The 15,880-nt window shown below is 48.4% G+C and carries 16 protein-coding genes and 2 tRNA genes; 5 read left to right on the plus strand and 13 right to left on the minus strand.

From position 1 onward, the window contains the following. Window positions 1-884: 884 nt before the first annotated feature. The 4 genes from K6T99_09825 (at window position 885) to K6T99_09840 (ending at window position 4,283) form a co-directional block, all read left to right on the plus strand. Window positions 885-2,729, plus strand: coding sequence for a dynamin family protein (locus tag K6T99_09825; protein MCL6520120.1), 1,845 nt, complete (start codon window positions 885-887; stop codon window positions 2,727-2,729). Window positions 2,730-2,761: 32 nt separating this feature from the next. After that, the gene (locus K6T99_09830) at window positions 2,762-3,448 is read left to right on the plus strand and encodes a DUF6062 family protein (protein ID MCL6520121.1); all 687 of its coding nucleotides are present in this window, start codon (window positions 2,762-2,764) and stop codon (window positions 3,446-3,448) included. 120 nt (window positions 3,449-3,568) lie between these two features. Continuing rightward, window positions 3,569-3,790, plus strand: coding sequence for a hypothetical protein (locus K6T99_09835; GenBank protein ID MCL6520122.1), 222 nt, complete (start codon window positions 3,569-3,571; stop codon window positions 3,788-3,790). Window positions 3,791-3,839: 49 nt separating this feature from the next. Next, a complete protein-coding gene (locus K6T99_09840; GenBank protein ID MCL6520123.1) occupies window positions 3,840-4,283 on the plus strand; it encodes a hypothetical protein in 444 nt (147 codons plus the stop codon). Between the two features lie 17 nt (window positions 4,284-4,300). On the opposite strand, the gene K6T99_09845 is transcribed toward K6T99_09840, so the two are convergent. From K6T99_09845 to K6T99_09905, 13 genes are all read right to left on the minus strand, one after another. Next, complete coding sequence (locus tag K6T99_09845; GenBank protein MCL6520124.1) at window positions 4,301-5,272, minus strand: energy transducer TonB; 972 nt, start codon at window positions 5,270-5,272, stop codon at window positions 4,301-4,303. Window positions 5,273-5,281: 9 nt separating this feature from the next. Continuing rightward, complete coding sequence (locus K6T99_09850; protein MCL6520125.1) at window positions 5,282-5,770, minus strand: biopolymer transporter ExbD; 489 nt, start codon at window positions 5,768-5,770, stop codon at window positions 5,282-5,284. Further along, entirely contained in the window at window positions 5,733-6,368 is a 636-nt protein-coding gene (locus tag K6T99_09855) for a MotA/TolQ/ExbB proton channel family protein (GenBank protein MCL6520126.1), read from the minus strand. The genes K6T99_09850 and K6T99_09855 overlap by 38 nt, the downstream gene beginning before the upstream one ends. Before the next feature lie 31 nt (window positions 6,369-6,399). Continuing rightward, on the minus strand, window positions 6,400-6,993 hold the full coding sequence (locus K6T99_09860) for a class I SAM-dependent methyltransferase (GenBank protein ID MCL6520127.1): 594 nt from the start codon (window positions 6,991-6,993) through the stop codon (window positions 6,400-6,402). Further along, window positions 6,971-7,720, minus strand: a complete 750-nt coding sequence (locus K6T99_09865; GenBank protein MCL6520128.1) for an energy-coupling factor ABC transporter ATP-binding protein — start codon at window positions 7,718-7,720, stop codon at window positions 6,971-6,973. Before K6T99_09865 ends, K6T99_09860 begins: the two co-directional genes overlap by 23 nt. After that, entirely contained in the window at window positions 7,711-8,430 is a 720-nt protein-coding gene (locus K6T99_09870; GenBank protein MCL6520129.1) for an energy-coupling factor transporter transmembrane protein EcfT, read from the minus strand. The genes K6T99_09865 and K6T99_09870 overlap by 10 nt, the downstream gene beginning before the upstream one ends. Window positions 8,431-8,450: 20 nt before the next feature. Then, window positions 8,451-8,993: an ECF transporter S component gene (locus K6T99_09875; GenBank protein ID MCL6520130.1), complete on the minus strand. Its 543-nt coding sequence runs from the start codon at window positions 8,991-8,993 to the stop codon at window positions 8,451-8,453. 4 nt (window positions 8,994-8,997) lie between these two features. Beyond that, window positions 8,998-10,842, minus strand: a complete 1,845-nt coding sequence (locus K6T99_09880) for a TonB-dependent receptor (protein ID MCL6520131.1) — start codon at window positions 10,840-10,842, stop codon at window positions 8,998-9,000. A gap of 108 nt (window positions 10,843-10,950) precedes the next feature. After that, window positions 10,951-11,370: a nickel-responsive transcriptional regulator NikR gene (gene nikR, locus K6T99_09885; GenBank protein MCL6520132.1), complete on the minus strand. Its 420-nt coding sequence runs from the start codon at window positions 11,368-11,370 to the stop codon at window positions 10,951-10,953. Between the two features lie 308 nt (window positions 11,371-11,678). Beyond that, window positions 11,679-11,752, minus strand: a tRNA-Gln gene (locus tag K6T99_09890). Between the two features lie 103 nt (window positions 11,753-11,855). After that, window positions 11,856-12,536 (minus strand): carbohydrate-binding family 9-like protein, encoded by a 681-nt coding sequence (locus K6T99_09895; GenBank protein MCL6520133.1) that lies wholly within the window; start codon window positions 12,534-12,536, stop codon window positions 11,856-11,858. A gap of 118 nt (window positions 12,537-12,654) precedes the next feature. Next, window positions 12,655-14,130 (minus strand): IMP dehydrogenase, encoded by a 1,476-nt coding sequence (gene guaB / locus K6T99_09900; GenBank protein ID MCL6520134.1) that lies wholly within the window; start codon window positions 14,128-14,130, stop codon window positions 12,655-12,657. Between the two features lie 302 nt (window positions 14,131-14,432). Next, a tRNA-Pro gene (locus K6T99_09905) sits at window positions 14,433-14,506 on the minus strand. Window positions 14,507-14,848: 342 nt separating this feature from the next. Between K6T99_09905 and cysK the strand changes: the two genes are divergently transcribed. Then, on the plus strand, window positions 14,849-15,736 hold the full coding sequence (gene cysK / locus K6T99_09910) for a cysteine synthase A (GenBank protein MCL6520135.1): 888 nt from the start codon (window positions 14,849-14,851) through the stop codon (window positions 15,734-15,736). Window positions 15,737-15,880: the final 144 nt, after the last annotated feature.

Consider the following 15,880-nt stretch of genomic DNA (forward strand, 5'->3'; position numbering starts at 1 on the left):
TCTACGGGAGTTTTCAATTATCTTTCTTGACCGCTCACGCACAACTTCAGGGTTATCGAAATACTCGTAGATAGCGGCATCGCTCCCAACGACCACGCTTGTTCCACAGGTGATGCCAACAACTCCAAAGTCGCCCATCATTTCATAAGCCAACTTGAACAACTCTTCGCCTGTGGGCCATTCTTTTATATCCTCAATTGGTTCCCACTTATCTGGCATCTCGGGAAGGCCAAGCTTGCTAAAGTGGACGCCGCCCGTCGGCGGATTATCACGTGGGTAAACTGTAACTAGTGGAAACCAGGTGCGCTTTCCGTCCTCATCGCGAAACGAACGGGTGATAATTCTTTCATAAGTCTTCTCGACAATCACTGTCTTGACTTGATCATCGGGAGGGCTCGCCTCATCGGGGAATATAACATTGACCTGGTAGTCTAGAAAACCATCGAAGCCAAAGTACTTCACAGCATCAATGTACGCTTTCCAAAGGGGAGGGTTCTGATAGAGATAGATATCCCAAAATGGCTTCCCAGTTAGGCGCGCGGGAATCATATTTGACATATCTGGCGCAACCGGCACCCTATCTGGTATGCCATGCCTCATGGTCACCAACATTCGTTGTTTTGGCGTCATCTGGGTCCCTCCGGTTTCAATATAACTTTCTGCTTTTAAAACCGTCAACCCTTGATTTACTTCACATACAACTTGCTTTTTCAAAATTGTTGTGGTATCATTCATATGAAAAGGGGATGGAGTCCCCCAGAATCGTCTAGAACGACTGATGACTCCTGCAAGGGCAAAAAAAATCCAAAGTTCCTCGGCGGGAGTCACGTTTTTATAAATAGACGTTTAACTCCCTCCAAGGCTAAAAGAGGGAGTTTTTCGTTTTGGGCGAAGTATTGAAACATGGCAAACTTGAAATAAAAAGTAACAGCATCTCACCCGAGGGGGAAAACCTCGAGCAAACGGCTCTGGCAATCGCACAGGCACAGAATATTTTGGAAGAAGCCGGACCCTCTTATGATTCATACTTAGAGAGGCTTCAGCTACTAAAGCAACGACTAAATGAAGAGCGGTTCCATTTGGCAGCGCTTGGCCAATTCAAACGCGGCAAGAGCACCCTCCTCAATGCCCTTCTCGGCGCTGATGTGCTTCCCACATCCGTCATTCCTGTTACAGCAATACCAACCTTCGTGCAGTACGGGCCGAAATATACTGCAAAAGTTAGATTCATAAATGGCGAAACAGAAGACATGATTGCCGAAGGGACAACCGAACAGCTTGCGGAATTCCTTGCAAAATATGTCACTGAGGAAAGAAATCCCCGCAACCGTCTAGGAGTTCACGAGGTAGTATTAGAATACCCATCTTCATTACTTCAGCAAGGGGTTGTATTAATTGACACGCCTGGAATTGGCTCAACGTTCCGCCACAACACCGAGGCAACTTTGAACTTTCTCTCACAGTGCGATGCTGCACTTTTTATTATTTCTCCTGACCCCCCCATTACAGAAGTCGAAATCGACTTTTTGAAAGAAGTCCTGGCTAAGACAACAAACACATTCTTCATTCTAAACAAAGCAGATTACCTCTCAGGCGAAGAGCTTTCAAAGACGGTCGAGTTCCTCAAGCAGGCTTTGAAAGACCACGCTGGAATCGATAACAATATCAAAATATTTTGCGTCTCAGCCCGGGATGGACTTCGGGCAAAGCTATCGGGAGATGAAGCAGGCTGGGTCAAAAGCGGAATGCAAGCAGTGCAAAAGCACCTTGTTGAATTTCTAGCAAACCAAAAATCATCAGCCCTGCGAAAAGCTATCTCTAAAAAAGCAAGCACCGTTATATCAGACGCCGTTCTCCACATCGGTATTTCTCTTGCATCGCTCCGTATACCTCTCGACAAGCTTGAGGAGCGAATGCGGCTACTTCAGAAAAAACTTGATGAGGTAGAAACCCAGCGGCTAGCCCAGTTAGACATCATAGAAGGCGATAGAAAAAGAATGATTGCTCTTTTGGAAGACCAAGCCGAGCATCTGCGGAAGAAAGCAAAGTCTCGGCTATTAGAAATTGTGCGTACAAATTGCTCTAACGGTGCTGTGCTCAACGAAGACGAAATCTACAAAGAATTAGCGGAAGCAGTTCCGGTGTTGTTTGAGCACGAACTTGGCGAACTATCGAGAACATTGGGAAAGAGGGCGCATGAAGTATTTGTACGGCATAAGCACAACGCTAATGAACTCACAGAAAGCATTCGCAAAGCGGCGGCAGAGTTGTTCAACGTTCCATATCACAAGCAGGATGAAGGCGAAGATTTCGAGGTCAAGCGGCGACCCTACTGGATTACGCATCAATGGAGCTATTCACTAAGCCTTCTACCGGAAAACTTTATCGACAGGTTCCTCCCAGTGCGAATTCGTCGCTCCCGTGCAATTCGCAGGCTATATAATCAGATAGAAACCATAGTGATGCAGAACGTCGAAAATGTCCGCTGGCCGACCCTTCAAAACCTCGAAGATACATTCCGCAAATTTGCAAACCAGATTACACAGCAGTATCGCGAAGTTGCCACAGCCACTCGCGATGCCATAGAGGAAGCCTATCGGCAGCGCAAGGAACAAGCGGAAGCAGTTCAATCTGACATAGCTAAGCTCGAAACAACTCAATACAGATTGGGTGAAATTTTAAAAGAGCTAGAATTATTCATTGATTCAACACAAATTAACTGTTCATAGCTCAAGCAACATTGAGCCAAAGGAAGCCAAACATGCGCTCACGTAAAGTCTCGAAACATACTACATATTATGAACTGCTTGATGCGATCAGTAACGCCCCACACTGCCCTTTATGTGAGGTTGAAGCAAACAGCATCAAATGCTACTTTGATTCACTATTGCACGAGGGTGTGAACGACAATGGGGTTCGCGAGGCTTTGATTCGTTCCCAAGGCTATTGCCAACGCCATGCACACTACCTTCGAAACCACGGGAAGGGCTTTGAAATTGCTATTTTGTACCAAGACCAGGTCAAACAATTTCTGCGAAGGCTCGACGAACTTCAAGCAATCCCATCTATGATAATTCGAAAAGGCAAAAGAGCTTGGCGGCAGCCGGACGGAGAATGTCCGGCATGTCGCATGCAGTACGAATGCCGAAACCGATTTGGAAGTACCCTAATCGAATGGCTTGATGACCAAGAAATGAGAAGGGCTCTTGAAAAAAGCCATGGGCTATGTGTTCCGCATTTCTTTGCTCTATTAGATTTAGCTGCGGACGCAAACTCAAGAAACTTATTAATCGAACTGCAACGTGCTAAAACAAATCTGCTTCTACACGAATTAGAAGAATTCTGCCGCAAACATGATTACCGCTTTAGCCATGAGAAGTTCGGCAAAGAATCAGACTCATGGTCCCGAGCAATCATAATGATGGTTGGCAAGGATGGCGTTTTTTGAATTTAGAAGATTCCAAACATTTAGACGACGCGCCTTTTGTACAAAACTACAGAACGTATTGAAATCATCCAAAGATTACTATCGAATCCAGTACCTTGGCCCTTTTAAGAGGAATTGAAAATGGCACCGAACAACGCCTTTATTGCAATAGGATTGGCGCTGAGTGTTTTGGCTGCACTAGCAGCTTTCTTGATTACTTATGAAGAATGGTCCCATCACTATACCAGCCATAGGCAGCCACTTAAGTTTGCGCTCGAAGCAGCTGTAGTTGCATTTGTTGTCTTCTCAGTCCTTACGATTCTTGCAGCCGCTTTCGTCTGCCGATTGGTGCAAAACGGATAAAAGGCGGATGCAGTTTTAAAACTAAAATAAAATTATCAATGAGAATGATATGAACAGCAAATTCCCAGATATTAGCGAAGCCCATAAGCGTGGCATTGCGATAACTTTAGCAATCCTCGATGAAGTGCTCTGCGAGATTGAGCAATGGGCAAATGGCCGAGAGATAAGCTCTATTCTTTTCAAAGAGCACAACACCCTTTCAAGCCAGCAGCGGCAAAAAATATTATCGGAAGTTATGCGGATGAAAAATCTGCTACTAGAATTACAACAGACCCTGCTACTTGAGCCATCTATTCAAAACGCAAAAACAGCTATTCGGAGCAGATGTGCTTGGCTATGGGAACACCTGGTCGAGCTTAAGTCTGAGCACCTCCGTCGATACGGAGAAATATCCAAAAAATTGGCAGAATACCTCGACCCAAAAACTGAGCTACTAATTCAGGGTATAGTGAATATTTTGGATTTACTTAAATCCCAAAAAAGCGGAAGCTGAAAACAAACGAAGCCTTGCTAATGAGCGTTTGGATTCAGCTTGAACCGAACGCGGAAGGTAATTACAGCAGGAATCGGGTTGCCATCTTTTAGTGCGGGAGAAAATTTGGCAAGCTTCATATATTCTATAGCTGCGCGGTCGAGGATTTCGCTACCCGAGGAAACAGCGACTTCTACTTGTTTAGGTCTACCATCTATATCGATTTTTGTGCGGAGCACCACTGTGCCTTGCCGTCCCTCCTGTCGTGCAAGTTCTGGGTATGGTGGGTCTTTCCATTCCAACAACTTTGGGCCACATGTAGGCCCCTCGGGAGGAGTTGATTTTTCAAGCGTTACGACCTTTGATGGCGGAGGCGGCGGAGGAGGTGGTTCGGCTTCTGACACTTTCTTTGGGTTAGGAGGCACCACAGGTTCTCCCCCTTGTTGCATCGTTCCACTTCCGTCGGGATTATCTCCGAAGGGACCGGCCCCAACTGCATTTCCAGTTCCACCTAAACCATACTCACCTGGAGTGCTCGACGCCAAAGAGTCGGTGCGCGTGAATACCTCAGGAGTAGCAATAACGGGGACGCCTGCTTGCGATTGTGAAGCAAAGCATTTTGCAGGAATCGAAGCCATTTGGGCTGTTATCTCGTTATTGCAAGGCTTAGGAGGATTCCTAAGTGCTTCATCCGGCAGCACAATGTGACCACGCTTTGGTGAAGCCAGCGATTTTCCTAACCTGACGGGCGCGATTATGTTTGGTGTCTGCGAAAGCTGCGCTTGCTGGTAGGGCTGGGGTAGAGGCGGCTTCCTCATTTGAATCAGTTCAACATTCAATCTTGGAGGAGGACCTTCCAAATGTCGCAAGCTAGCTTCAACACTCTTCGGCTCGCCGAAAAGCCCCCAGAGCTGAACTATAGCCAATGCGAAAGCATGAAGTACTACTGACCCCAAGAACGCAAGCGCAATATTCCGATGTTTTTTAATTTTGGCAGTAAAATTTGCCATTGGAACTTATTATCGGTCCTTTGATTTTGATTGGGTATAAACACCACGTTGCTGGCGAGCATCCCTGCTATTAATTTCCTCAGTAGCCAGGGATACATGATGCAAACCAACTAGCCGAGCGGCATCCATTACCCAAATTACAGAGCCATACGAGGCTTTTTTATCTGCCCGGATGACAACCACCTTCTGCGGTTGCGGAAGTTTTCGGGCGGCGCTCATTAAAGCATTAACGAGATCCGCAGGGCGAACAGGCCGACCACCCATCAACATATGCCCTTGTTCGTTGATGGTTACAGTGATTTCACCCGATGTTTCAGCCTTGCGTGTACTAGTGACGGCGGGCGGAAGGTTAACTTTCATCGACGGCTCAGCAATGAAAAACGTAGCCGTCACCATAAAAATGATGAGTAGCACCAACATCACATCGGTCAAAGGGGTGATGTTTATATCTGTAATTAAGCTATTTTCGTGTTTTATATTCCAGTCGTTCTGCCGCATCTTTACCATTCGAGACTAGAAGGTCAAGCAACTCCAACCCGGCAATCTCCTCTCGGTGCAAAATTCGCCTCTGCCAAATTACAAACGCGTTGTATGCAATTACCGCAATGATTGCGACAAATAATCCCGCCGCGGTGGCAACAAGTGCCTCGGATATCCCTGTGGCTACGACAGCAGGTCCCGCTGCACCCACCCGGCCAATATCCCTAAAGGCGCGAATGATGCCTAATACGGTGCCAAAAAGTCCAATGAAAGGTGCGATGCTGCCAATGGTGCCAACTATTCCTAGGTATGAGTTTAGCCTCAAATTCTCCTCACCAAGAACAGTTTGAAGGCGATTCTCCAAAACCTCCCGGGGTTCTCCTCTTGAATTAATAAGCACTTCCATTGCTCGATTGGCAGGACCAGGGTGCTTTAACCAATTCATAGCGTCCTTTTCTCCGGCCAGCACCGCCTTTGCCCAAGCTAGAGCTTCTTCGATATTGCAGTCCACCTTAAAGAAGACAAACAAGCGCTCCAGAGTTACCGCAATTGTCAACAGCGAACATAGCCCAAGCGGGTACATTACGATTCCACCATGTTTTAGTAACTCGAACATTATCTAGTTTGCCTCCCTATATTTAAACTGCTCAAGGTCTCCTGCCGCGCGCCAAATAGAATTCAGGTTCGTCGATAACCTCAACATCAATAAGATTTACCGAAGCCAAAAGAACTGACATCACATCCGGAGGAGGCACCCTATCCTCCTCCACTGGACCACCAACTTCGCGGTGGAGTTTGTTTACCGCCTCACGACCAATGGGATGCGAAACTACCAGGACTCCTCCAGGTCGAAGCACGCGAACCATTTCGCGCAGACTGCGAACCTTATTATTAAAATGTGGAAGGGCCGCATTACAAATAACACGGTCGAACTGAGCATCTTGGAACGGCGCATCATGCACGTCAGCTTCAATTAACTTTACATTGCAGGGGAACCCCTTAAACCTCGCAGCATTCAGCATTTCATGGGACAGGTCAAATGCGACAATGCTACCGGAAGGTCCAACTGCACGAAGTAAATGAGGAATTAACACGCCCGTTCCAGTTCCCACGTCAAGTACGGATTGACCACATTGAATTTCGGCGAGCATAACTACCCGCTCAAGCCGCACTTCCTCCTCTGGATGCCTAGTAAAATCCCATTCTTTTGCATGCTGATTAAAGAAATACTTTCTGTCCATCTTCCGTTATTACCTCAGCCTCAAGTCCAAAACGTTGAAGAGCTTCTTTGTCGCGCAATAACTCGGGCATTGAAATATCTGAAACTAATGCACCGTCCACAAGCACAAGAGCTCTGGTGCAAAGACAACGTGCGAAACTTAGATCATGGGTGGCTATTAGCTGTGCACAAGGCAATTGAAGCAGGGTACTCGCAAGCGCCGCACGTCCGGGTGCATCGAGACTATTAGTGGGCTCATCTAAAGCAAGCACCGAAGGTTGAAGCACAAGTATGCTAGCCAGCGCCGCTCGCCGACGTTCGCCAGAGCTGAGTTCGTGGGCAGATTTGTCGAGCATTCGATCATTTAAGCCTACTTGGGCTACAGCTTGTCGGGCTTTTCTCTCAGCCACCTTAGGCACATCGCCAGCAACAAGAGGCCCAAAAGTTACGTCTCGCCATACAGTTGGCATAAAAAGTTGGTCTTCAGGCTCGGCGAATGCCAAACCAAGCTTACTTCTTACCCAGCGCTCTGTTGTTTTTTTCAATACAACACCATCTACGAATACGCGGCCGTTTCCCTTTAATATTCCGACAAGACACCACAATAAAGTTGACTTGCCGGCACCATTCGGTCCCAGCAGAGCAACGCGTTCGCCATGAGCAATTGAGAACGAGACGTCGCGCAACGCAAAGCTTCCATCGGGATAGGAATATGTAAGTTTTTCAACTTTCAGCGCCTCTATAGCCATCTTCCAACTCCAGCAATAATAATAGATACAACAGCATAGGTCAATCCGCATGCTAAATGCAAAATCTTCAACGGGGACGGCGCCGAAGTCGGAAGCTTGCCCTGAAAACCACGCAGTGCCATCGCAGAGCCAACTCGCTCTGATCTAACCACAGCTCTAACAAGCAGGTTTACGCTAGCCCACAAAAGGCTCGTGAGCTTTATCCAAGTTGAAGCAAAGGAAGCTCGCAGTGTCCAAGCTCGATTTGTGCGCATAACCTCTTCGATAAGTAAGTCAACGCCTCTCACGATGAATTCCCCAAGCTGACCGAACGCCGACAAAATGGGCATGCGACTGATAAATTCAAGAATCGCCAAAGTATGCGTGCTAGCCATGAATGCTATGGCAGCAGCGGCAACTAAAAGTGATTTTAATGCAAACAATTCACCAGCCGCCCGCGTCTGCTCTCCGCCAAGCCTGGACAGCATAAAAGGTAATCCAACAACAACCATGATGGGGAACATCCTTCGCAAAAGGACTCTTACCGGAAGCCTTTCAAGTACAACAACGCAACCAATGAGCACGCAAAGTAATCCAGCAGGCAGTAGAGGGCGAGTGGGAACTATAATCACAGCCAAAATGAATCCGGCAATTGCTACCAATTTTGCCCTTGGGTCAAGCTTATGAATTATGCTTTCTTGATGCACATAAAGGTCAATATGATGCGGCATAGCTTACACTCCAAAGCCCTCTATCTGTGCCGCAGACGCGGAACTCGCCGCTGAATCGCTAACACAGCCGCTGGAACGCCAACCAATTGTAGAACCATTCCAGGCATACTTACCAAAATAACTCCAAGAACGTAGTGGAGTGGTTCTCCCTTCAAGGCAAAGAAATCAGCTGCAAAGCATGCGGCAACTCCAAGCACTATCCAATCAGCAATGATTGCACATGGCAGAGCAATCCACATGGGCGCCTTGAGCGAGCGATATAATAAAGAAGCAGTTCCTGCCTTCGCTGCAAGCTCAATAGCCATCAACGCCGCCACGGGTGGAGCTAATGGCGGCATCCCGGTCAATATTGCGGATAGAAAAGGCACCACAACAGCCAAACTTATCGCGGTGCCTGGGCTAACCAGAAATGCCGCCACCAAAATTGGCAGGTGCATAGGAAGAAATACCCGACCGCCCCACCCTAAAGCATGAAAACCTATTGGCAGCAAAAGTCCAAGTGCTCCCAAAAGTCCTGCAATGGCAAGCTCACGCGCTCTTAAAAGGGGGTCGCGGTTGGACATGATTTTACCATCCTTTCTCAAATTGCAGGCTAATGCATCGGCCAGGCATCGGATATGGATAAGCAGGATCTACTCTATATGAGTGGTTGAATAGGTTTTCAATCGCAATCCCTATGCGTGCCGTATCAGAAATGGCTCGCGAAGCCTTGACATTTACGACGGTGAATGAAGGTAATTTGACCAAAGTGTTTGTTTGGTCGTAATTAAATAGGCGATTTACATATAAAAGGTCGCCCGATATCATCCATTTCCCAAGGCGATAGTCAACGCCAAACGCCAGCTTATGGCCCACAGTTTGCTCTCTCCTGGCGCCTGCGTCCAAATAAGAGAAGTTCGCATAGTATGCTGTTTTTGAGCCCTCGGGCCACCTTGCGCTAATTTCAAAACCAGTCCGCGTTACTGCTCCTGTATTCGCATATTGCTTTGGCGGCCCCGGCACACCAGCTGGGCGAGGTCCTAGCACAATTAGGTTTTTCGCATCAATATCAAATGCAGATATCTCAACCTGCGCTCCAGAGGGTAGATTCCTCCTTGCCCCTATCTCATACTGCCATGCGCTCTCCGGCTCTAGATTTGGGTTGTTTATGCCAAAGAGGAACAGCTCTCGAAAGCTGGGGAGCCGATAGCCACGCCGAGCACTCGCATACAACGACCAGCCCTGTTTCATTTCGCGATATATTCCTATATGCGGAAGCACCTCCGAACCAAAATCCTCCGGAGCTGTATATCTTATTCCTAATGACAGTGTCGTTTTGCCCGCTACCGGCTGATCAAACAATAGAAACATACTTGGCTCGCTGCGCGAAAATGACCGAGCAAGCGGAGCAGGGCTGTAGATTTTACCACCAATAGTGCGCACTCCAAGTCCCCACTCTCCTTTGCCGCGCCCAGCAGGGACAGTCTGCGACAGAATGATGCCTTGCCCAAAATCCCTTGAATGGAAGCCATCTTGAAACTCATGCTCACCTTCTGTCCGGTAGAGCTTGACGCTGGTAGAACGGTTTTCCAAATCACGCTTAAACTCAAGGTCATAGTCACCACGGTCATAATCCTGCTCTATGAACTTTGGCTCTCGCCCAGCGGCATAGGCATTGGCAACTTCGTTCTGGTCGAAAGTTGTATAAATCAATCGCTGACTGCGAAATGCCATATCCCAACCACTTCTCAAAGTATGGTTTATTGCAAGGGAATAGTTGTCGGCGCCGTATTTAGCAAATGGATTGCTACCATCAGTGCTGTAGCGGCCAAGCTGGAACCGATAGCCCCACCTCTTATTAATTCCCCGAAACCAAAGCTGGTTGCCGAACGTCTCGAAGCCACCGCCCTTGACTAGCAAAGCACCTCTTGAATCCTCATCCTTTGGACCACGAGTATAAATTTTGATGATGCCGCCTACAGCCATGTCGCCATACAAAGCTCCGGTCGGACCTCTTAGGATTTCGATGCGCTTTACATTGTCCAAAACATAGGATGTCGGCAGAATATGGCCCATGATGCCCATCTGAGTCGGATGGCCGTCAAGCAAAACTGCAAGCTGTGTTGGCGGAGAACCTCCGAATCCGCGAATATTAACTTTTCCACCATAGCCCATTCCACCTTGGCGCGACACCCAAACACCTGGCTCCCTTACCAAAAAATCCATTAAGTTCTGTGCCCCCGAGCGCTGAATTTCAGTCCGCGTAATTATGCTGGCTGAAGCCGCAACCTGGCCGACAGCTTCAGGCTCACTTATGCCAACAACCTCTACCTCGAACACAGGCTCTTCTGGCATTTCGCTGCCTGCTAAGCCAATACCTGCAACGTACGCCGCTAATCCAATAGCCAAAAACAACGAAAGAGTCTTACTCAATTTGCTTCTTTCCTCCTTGCTAATTGCTTCGAGTTTACACTTACTAAAGCTGAGCAGCTGTTATGTATACAATTTTTAAAATCGTGTTACCAATAGTTAAAAAAATTACTAAACCAGGGCATTGCCCGTTGTTGTACAAACTAGCTTGCCATGCTTCACCCCCCTGGTACTAATCAACTTATCGGCAATTGTTCTTACCTGCTCTGCAGATCCTTTTACTACAATCACCTCTAGGCAATTGTGTTCATCGAGGTGAACATGCGTGGTGCAACAGATGGCATCGTGAAACTTATGCTGCAGGCTGGTAAGAACATTTGAGAGCTCGCGGGTCTCATGGTCATAGACTATGGTTACCGTTCCGACCACTTGCCCTTCTTCGCTTTCCCATTCTCCCTCTACAAGATAGTCTCGCACAATGTCTCGAATGGCTTCCGAACGGGTTCGATATTGCTTGGTTTGGATTCGCCTGTCAAAAGATTCGAGAAGCTCTTCGGGCATTGAGACGCCAAAGCGAACGACTTTGCGCATAGGGTAACACCTCTTTGAAAATAATAACACTTTCGGTGAGTGAATGTCAACTAAAATAACACTTACTAATTTTGCCAACGACTGTACAGCTGGGCTGGAAAGGCTTTGCAATTCAAGCATCCAAAATTGTTTCGAGGTAAGTTTGAGGCTTTGGCGAAATCCTGAAATTCATCAAGCCACCATTTCTTGTAGCTCTCCAGGCGCTTGCTATCCTTGTTTGGGTTCGAGTGACAAAAAAAATGCCCCACTTGTGCGAAAAGCCAAATGGGGCCACCTTAATTCACTTATACGGGTTTGGGAGGAAATTTTGGCTCCGGGGCCTGGATTCGAACCAGGATACCGGGCTCCAAAGGCCCGTGTCCTGCCGTTGGACGACCCCGGAACGCAACTTTATTATAGCCGGAAATGCGCCTTTGGTCAAGTGAAACCTCACCCTCGCCGAGACCGCGCGCCACCTTTTCATTGAAAAATTGCTGATTTTTGAGCTATTCACGAAAAACTATTGTACCAAAACGAGAGGGCACATGGAAATTTGGCGGTGTTTCCAGTGTTGGAGACCAACAGCTAAACTCAGGGGTTGGCGTGCGGTCAATTCGATAAAGGTTCAGCCTCCAGGTGTCGCCATTTTTGGGTGGGATATTTGGCGCCGTTGGCAATGAAGCGAACGGAATTGCCCATTCCACGGTCCAGCCTCTGTCGATGTCGTTTCTATTTTCGAGAGTGCCATCCACATTCACGCCAACCTGCCAACCTCCGCAAGTCCAAGACGTGTCTGCTGCCATATCCTTACGCAACCCAGTGGGGTTGTAAATAATTGCATCGAACAATACACGGCGCGGGCTGGTCTGCAGTTCATAATATCGCTTCAAATCCGAATCAGGGTCAATGAACGCCTCGACGACTTCCTCCTCATAGATTGGGTCATCTCGGTTGAAAAACGTGCCCCAAATATCGGGATCTTCGCATTTAAAGGAGATGTACAAGTTATCGTCATCCCAGCACATGCGTGCTTCGGTTTGTCTAGCGGCGGGGCCAGAGCCATCGAAGAGTATAAATTCGCCCACTGGCTTGATAGCCTGCCAGCCGGGGTCACTGAGAATACCATCTATAATTATGGTTCCCTGGGGAATCTTTTGGCATATGTAGATTGGTGTCCCAGTGGACATTAATACCCTCCTTCTTTGGAGTATATCAACTTGAGTTAATATCAAGCAAGCATGCCACAGATTGGCGGAGGCGCTCAATAGGCCAGCCCAAAGAAAGCTACCTAACTTATAAATTGGATTACCAATCAAGCCCTACATCAGGAAGGCTGTAGTTTGGAGCTTCCTTTGTGATTAGGACATCGTGCGGATGGCTTTCTCGGAGGCTCGCACCGGTTATTCTCACAAACTTTGTTTTCGTGCGGAGCTCTTCTAGGTTTCTTACGCCGCAATATCCCATCCCTGCTCGAACACCGCCCATTAGCTGGTGGACTGTTTCGGAAAGCGGGCCCTTATAAGGCACTCGGCCTTCTATTCCTTCGGGGACTGGTTCTCCGCCGCCCTGGTAGTAGCGGTCGCTGCTACCCGCTTTGAGGGCATCTACCGAACCCATGCCGCGGTAGACTTTGTAGCTTCGATTGCGGAATATCTCAATTTCGCCAGGGCTTTCGTCCGTGCCTGCGAAAAGGTTCCCCAGCATGACACAATCCGCTCCTGCCGCCAATGCTTTTGTTATGTCGCCTGACAGCCGAATGCCACCGTCAGCGATGATAGGTATGCCGTGCTTCCGTGCAACTTTGGCAGTTTCCATAATCGCCGTAATCTGCGGCATGCCAACACCCGCCACCACACGAGTTGTGCAAATCGAGCCAGGGCCAAGGCCAACTCGCAATCCATCCGCACCCAAGTCTATTAGGTCTTGGGCGCCCTCGGCAGTCACGACGTTTCCCGCAATGATTGGAACATCGGGGAACTCCTTCTTCAAAGCTTTTAGCGCATTCATGACTCCCTCCGAGTGGCCGTGCGCACAGTCAATAACAATGACATCAACGCCAGCTTCGACCAGGGCAGCGGTGCGTTTGACAGGCTCGCGGAGTGGGCCGACTGCCGCACCGACACGCAACCGTCCGTTGGAATCTTTGGTTGCATTTGGAAATTGGCGAATCTTTTCAATGTCTTTGATTGTAATTAGCCCTCGGAGATTTCCTTCGCTGTCTACAATTGGAAGCTTCTCTATCTTATGCTTTTGGAGAATTTCCTTAGCCTGAGAGAGGGTTGTGCCGACGGGCGCTGTTACCAGCCCCTCCTTAGTCATGACCTCGGAAATCTTGCGGTTGTGGTTTTCTTCGAAACGAATATCTCGGTTGGTGAGTATACCGACGAGCTTGCCGCTGGTAGTAATTGGCACGCCCGAGATATGATATCTCTCCATTATTCGAAGTGCATCTGCGATAGTGTTGTCAGGTGCGAGGTAGAATGGATTTTGAATGATTCCGCTTTCCGTGCGCTTAACCTTGTCTACCTCTGCGGCCTGTTGTTCTACGGACATGTTTCTATGGATGATGCCGATGCCGCCCTCACGCGCAATGGCAATCGCCATACGCGATTCGGTAACAGTATCCATCGGTGAGCTCACCAAAGGAATATAAAGCCTGATTCCGCGGGCTACATAGGTAGTCGTATCGCAGTCTTGAGGGACAACATCTGTACGTCGCGGCTGCAATAAGACATCGTCGAAGCTTAAGCCTTCCTGCTCTAACCGACTATCCTGTGACATTGAGCCCTCCTTTCAAAGGTTCGCCTCTGGTTAATACTGAATTGTCGTCCCGGCAAAAGGCCGTGGGGAGATAATTATCGGAGATTATACGCCAACACATCGAATGTGTCAAGCGAGGACATGGCATTTGGAAAGCGGCGATTGGCTTTGAGCGGCTAGAACTGTAACAAATCTGCTTGCTCGACGACGCGCACGAACGGCCGTCCAATTAAGCAAAAAGGACGGCCCATGATGAGCCGTCCTCATGCGCAGCTTCCTGTCGCTCCGAGATGAGCACAGCCGCTGGTAAAACTATGCTCATTTCGGGGCGACAGGATTTGAACCTGCGACCACCTGCACCCCATACAGGTGCGCTACCAAGCTGCGCTACGCCCCGACCACATCACTTGTGCGGTGATTTTCGTCGCTGGTTACTAGTGTTATTGTAGCAAAGCAGTCCCAGAGTGTCAAGGGAAATGAAATCACGCTGATTTCGATTCCAGTGGACGAACATGAACCTAAGGCGGGAGCTACTGTTCGATTGCGAATTGGGGTGCATATGTATGGGTGGAGTTATTGTGGAGGACAGAAGAAAGGTTATTTGGTATGAGACTGCATACTCAGACTGTAAGAGTGAAAGCGTCTAGACGTGATGGCTCCTATTTCTTGAAGTTCGATATGGGAGTTGGTTATAATTGTCCTAGTTTGTGTTTCTATCTCGCTAGCAGAGAGACTTTATATGTTAACCGACAACGTATTGGATTTGATAGGCAATACACCGCTTATTCGCCTGAAGGGTGAAAACGTATATGCAAAGGCTGAGTTTCTGAACCCAGGTGGAAGCATCAAGGACCGTGTAGCTCTCGCCATGCTTGAAGGAGCAGAACGAGATGGGCGACTGACCCCTGAGTCTATCATAGTCGAGCCTACATCTGGCAATACGGGCATCGGCATAGCCCTAGTCGGTCGCGCGAAGGGATACCAGGTTCGCATAGTGATGCCCGAAGGCATGAGCGAAGAACGCAAGAAGCTAATCCGAGCGCTGGGTGCTGATTTAGTACTCACACCTGATTCGGAAGGCATAGCGGGCGCGGTACAACGTGCCAAGCAGATTGCGATGGAGGATCCACGCGTATTTGTACCTAAGCAATTTGAGAATCCTGATAACCCAAGAGTTCACTATGAGCAAACGGCTGTCGAGTTGTGGCGACAAACAAGTGGCAATATTGACTGCTTCGTCGCCGGCGTCGGAAGTGGAGGCACTCTCCAAGGAGTCGGTAAGTTTCTGAGAGAACACAAAGCTGGTGTACGTCTAGTAGCTGTGGAGCCGAAGAATGTATCAGCTTTGTTGGGCCATGAACCGGGATTGCATCAGATCCAGGGAATCGGCGACGGCTTTATTCCTGCTATACTCGACGTGTCGATAATAGACGATGTCATCGAAGTCACAGATGAAGACGCCATCGAGACCACCCGTCAGTTAAGCAGGGATTACGGCCTGCTTGTGGGGATATCCTCTGGTGCGAACATTTGGGCTGCTCGTCAACTGGCAAAGACAATTAACGGAAATATATGTACTGTGCTGCCGGACCGCGCAGAGCGTTATTTTAGCACGGCATTGCTGTAGAATAAGTGAAGGGTTGCTGTGATAGACTAGTCTTCCGGCCTCCCCCGTTCTATATAAGAACCGACAAGTAGCCATAGAATAGATCACAATAGTCTTTTTTCCAAGTAGCTACTGGAGACACTTCGACAGCGAACTACCCCTATT

The sequence above is a fragment of the Armatimonadota bacterium genome (assembly GCA_023511795.1).
In the GTDB taxonomy this organism is placed as follows: Bacteria; Armatimonadota; UBA5829; order DTJY01; family DTJY01; genus JAIMAU01.

What these genes read in the sequence shown, in the direction of transcription:
- K6T99_09830 (MCL6520121.1), top strand. Translation starts at nt 2,762, where the DNA reads ATGCGCTCACGTAAAGTCTCGAAACATACTACATATTATGAACTGCTT.
- K6T99_09835 (MCL6520122.1), top strand. Translation starts at nt 3,569, where the DNA reads ATGGCACCGAACAACGCCTTTATTGCAATAGGATTGGCGCTGAGTGTT.
- K6T99_09840 (MCL6520123.1), top strand. Translation starts at nt 3,840, where the DNA reads ATGAACAGCAAATTCCCAGATATTAGCGAAGCCCATAAGCGTGGCATT.
- K6T99_09845 (MCL6520124.1), bottom strand. Translation starts at nt 5,272, where the DNA reads ATGGCAAATTTTACTGCCAAAATTAAAAAACATCGGAATATTGCGCTT.
- K6T99_09850 (MCL6520125.1), bottom strand. Translation starts at nt 5,770, where the DNA reads ATGCGGCAGAACGACTGGAATATAAAACACGAAAATAGCTTAATTACA.
- K6T99_09855 (MCL6520126.1), bottom strand. Translation starts at nt 6,368, where the DNA reads ATGTTCGAGTTACTAAAACATGGTGGAATCGTAATGTACCCGCTTGGG.
- K6T99_09860 (MCL6520127.1), bottom strand. Translation starts at nt 6,993, where the DNA reads ATGGACAGAAAGTATTTCTTTAATCAGCATGCAAAAGAATGGGATTTT.
- K6T99_09865 (MCL6520128.1), bottom strand. Translation starts at nt 7,720, where the DNA reads ATGGCTATAGAGGCGCTGAAAGTTGAAAAACTTACATATTCCTATCCC.
- K6T99_09870 (MCL6520129.1), bottom strand. Translation starts at nt 8,430, where the DNA reads ATGCCGCATCATATTGACCTTTATGTGCATCAAGAAAGCATAATTCAT.
- K6T99_09875 (MCL6520130.1), bottom strand. Translation starts at nt 8,993, where the DNA reads ATGTCCAACCGCGACCCCCTTTTAAGAGCGCGTGAGCTTGCCATTGCA.
- nikR (MCL6520132.1), bottom strand. Translation starts at nt 11,370, where the DNA reads ATGCGCAAAGTCGTTCGCTTTGGCGTCTCAATGCCCGAAGAGCTTCTC.
- K6T99_09895 (MCL6520133.1), bottom strand. Translation starts at nt 12,536, where the DNA reads ATGTCCACTGGGACACCAATCTACATATGCCAAAAGATTCCCCAGGGA.
- guaB (MCL6520134.1), bottom strand. Translation starts at nt 14,130, where the DNA reads ATGTCACAGGATAGTCGGTTAGAGCAGGAAGGCTTAAGCTTCGACGAT.
- cysK (MCL6520135.1), top strand. Translation starts at nt 14,849, where the DNA reads ATGTTAACCGACAACGTATTGGATTTGATAGGCAATACACCGCTTATT.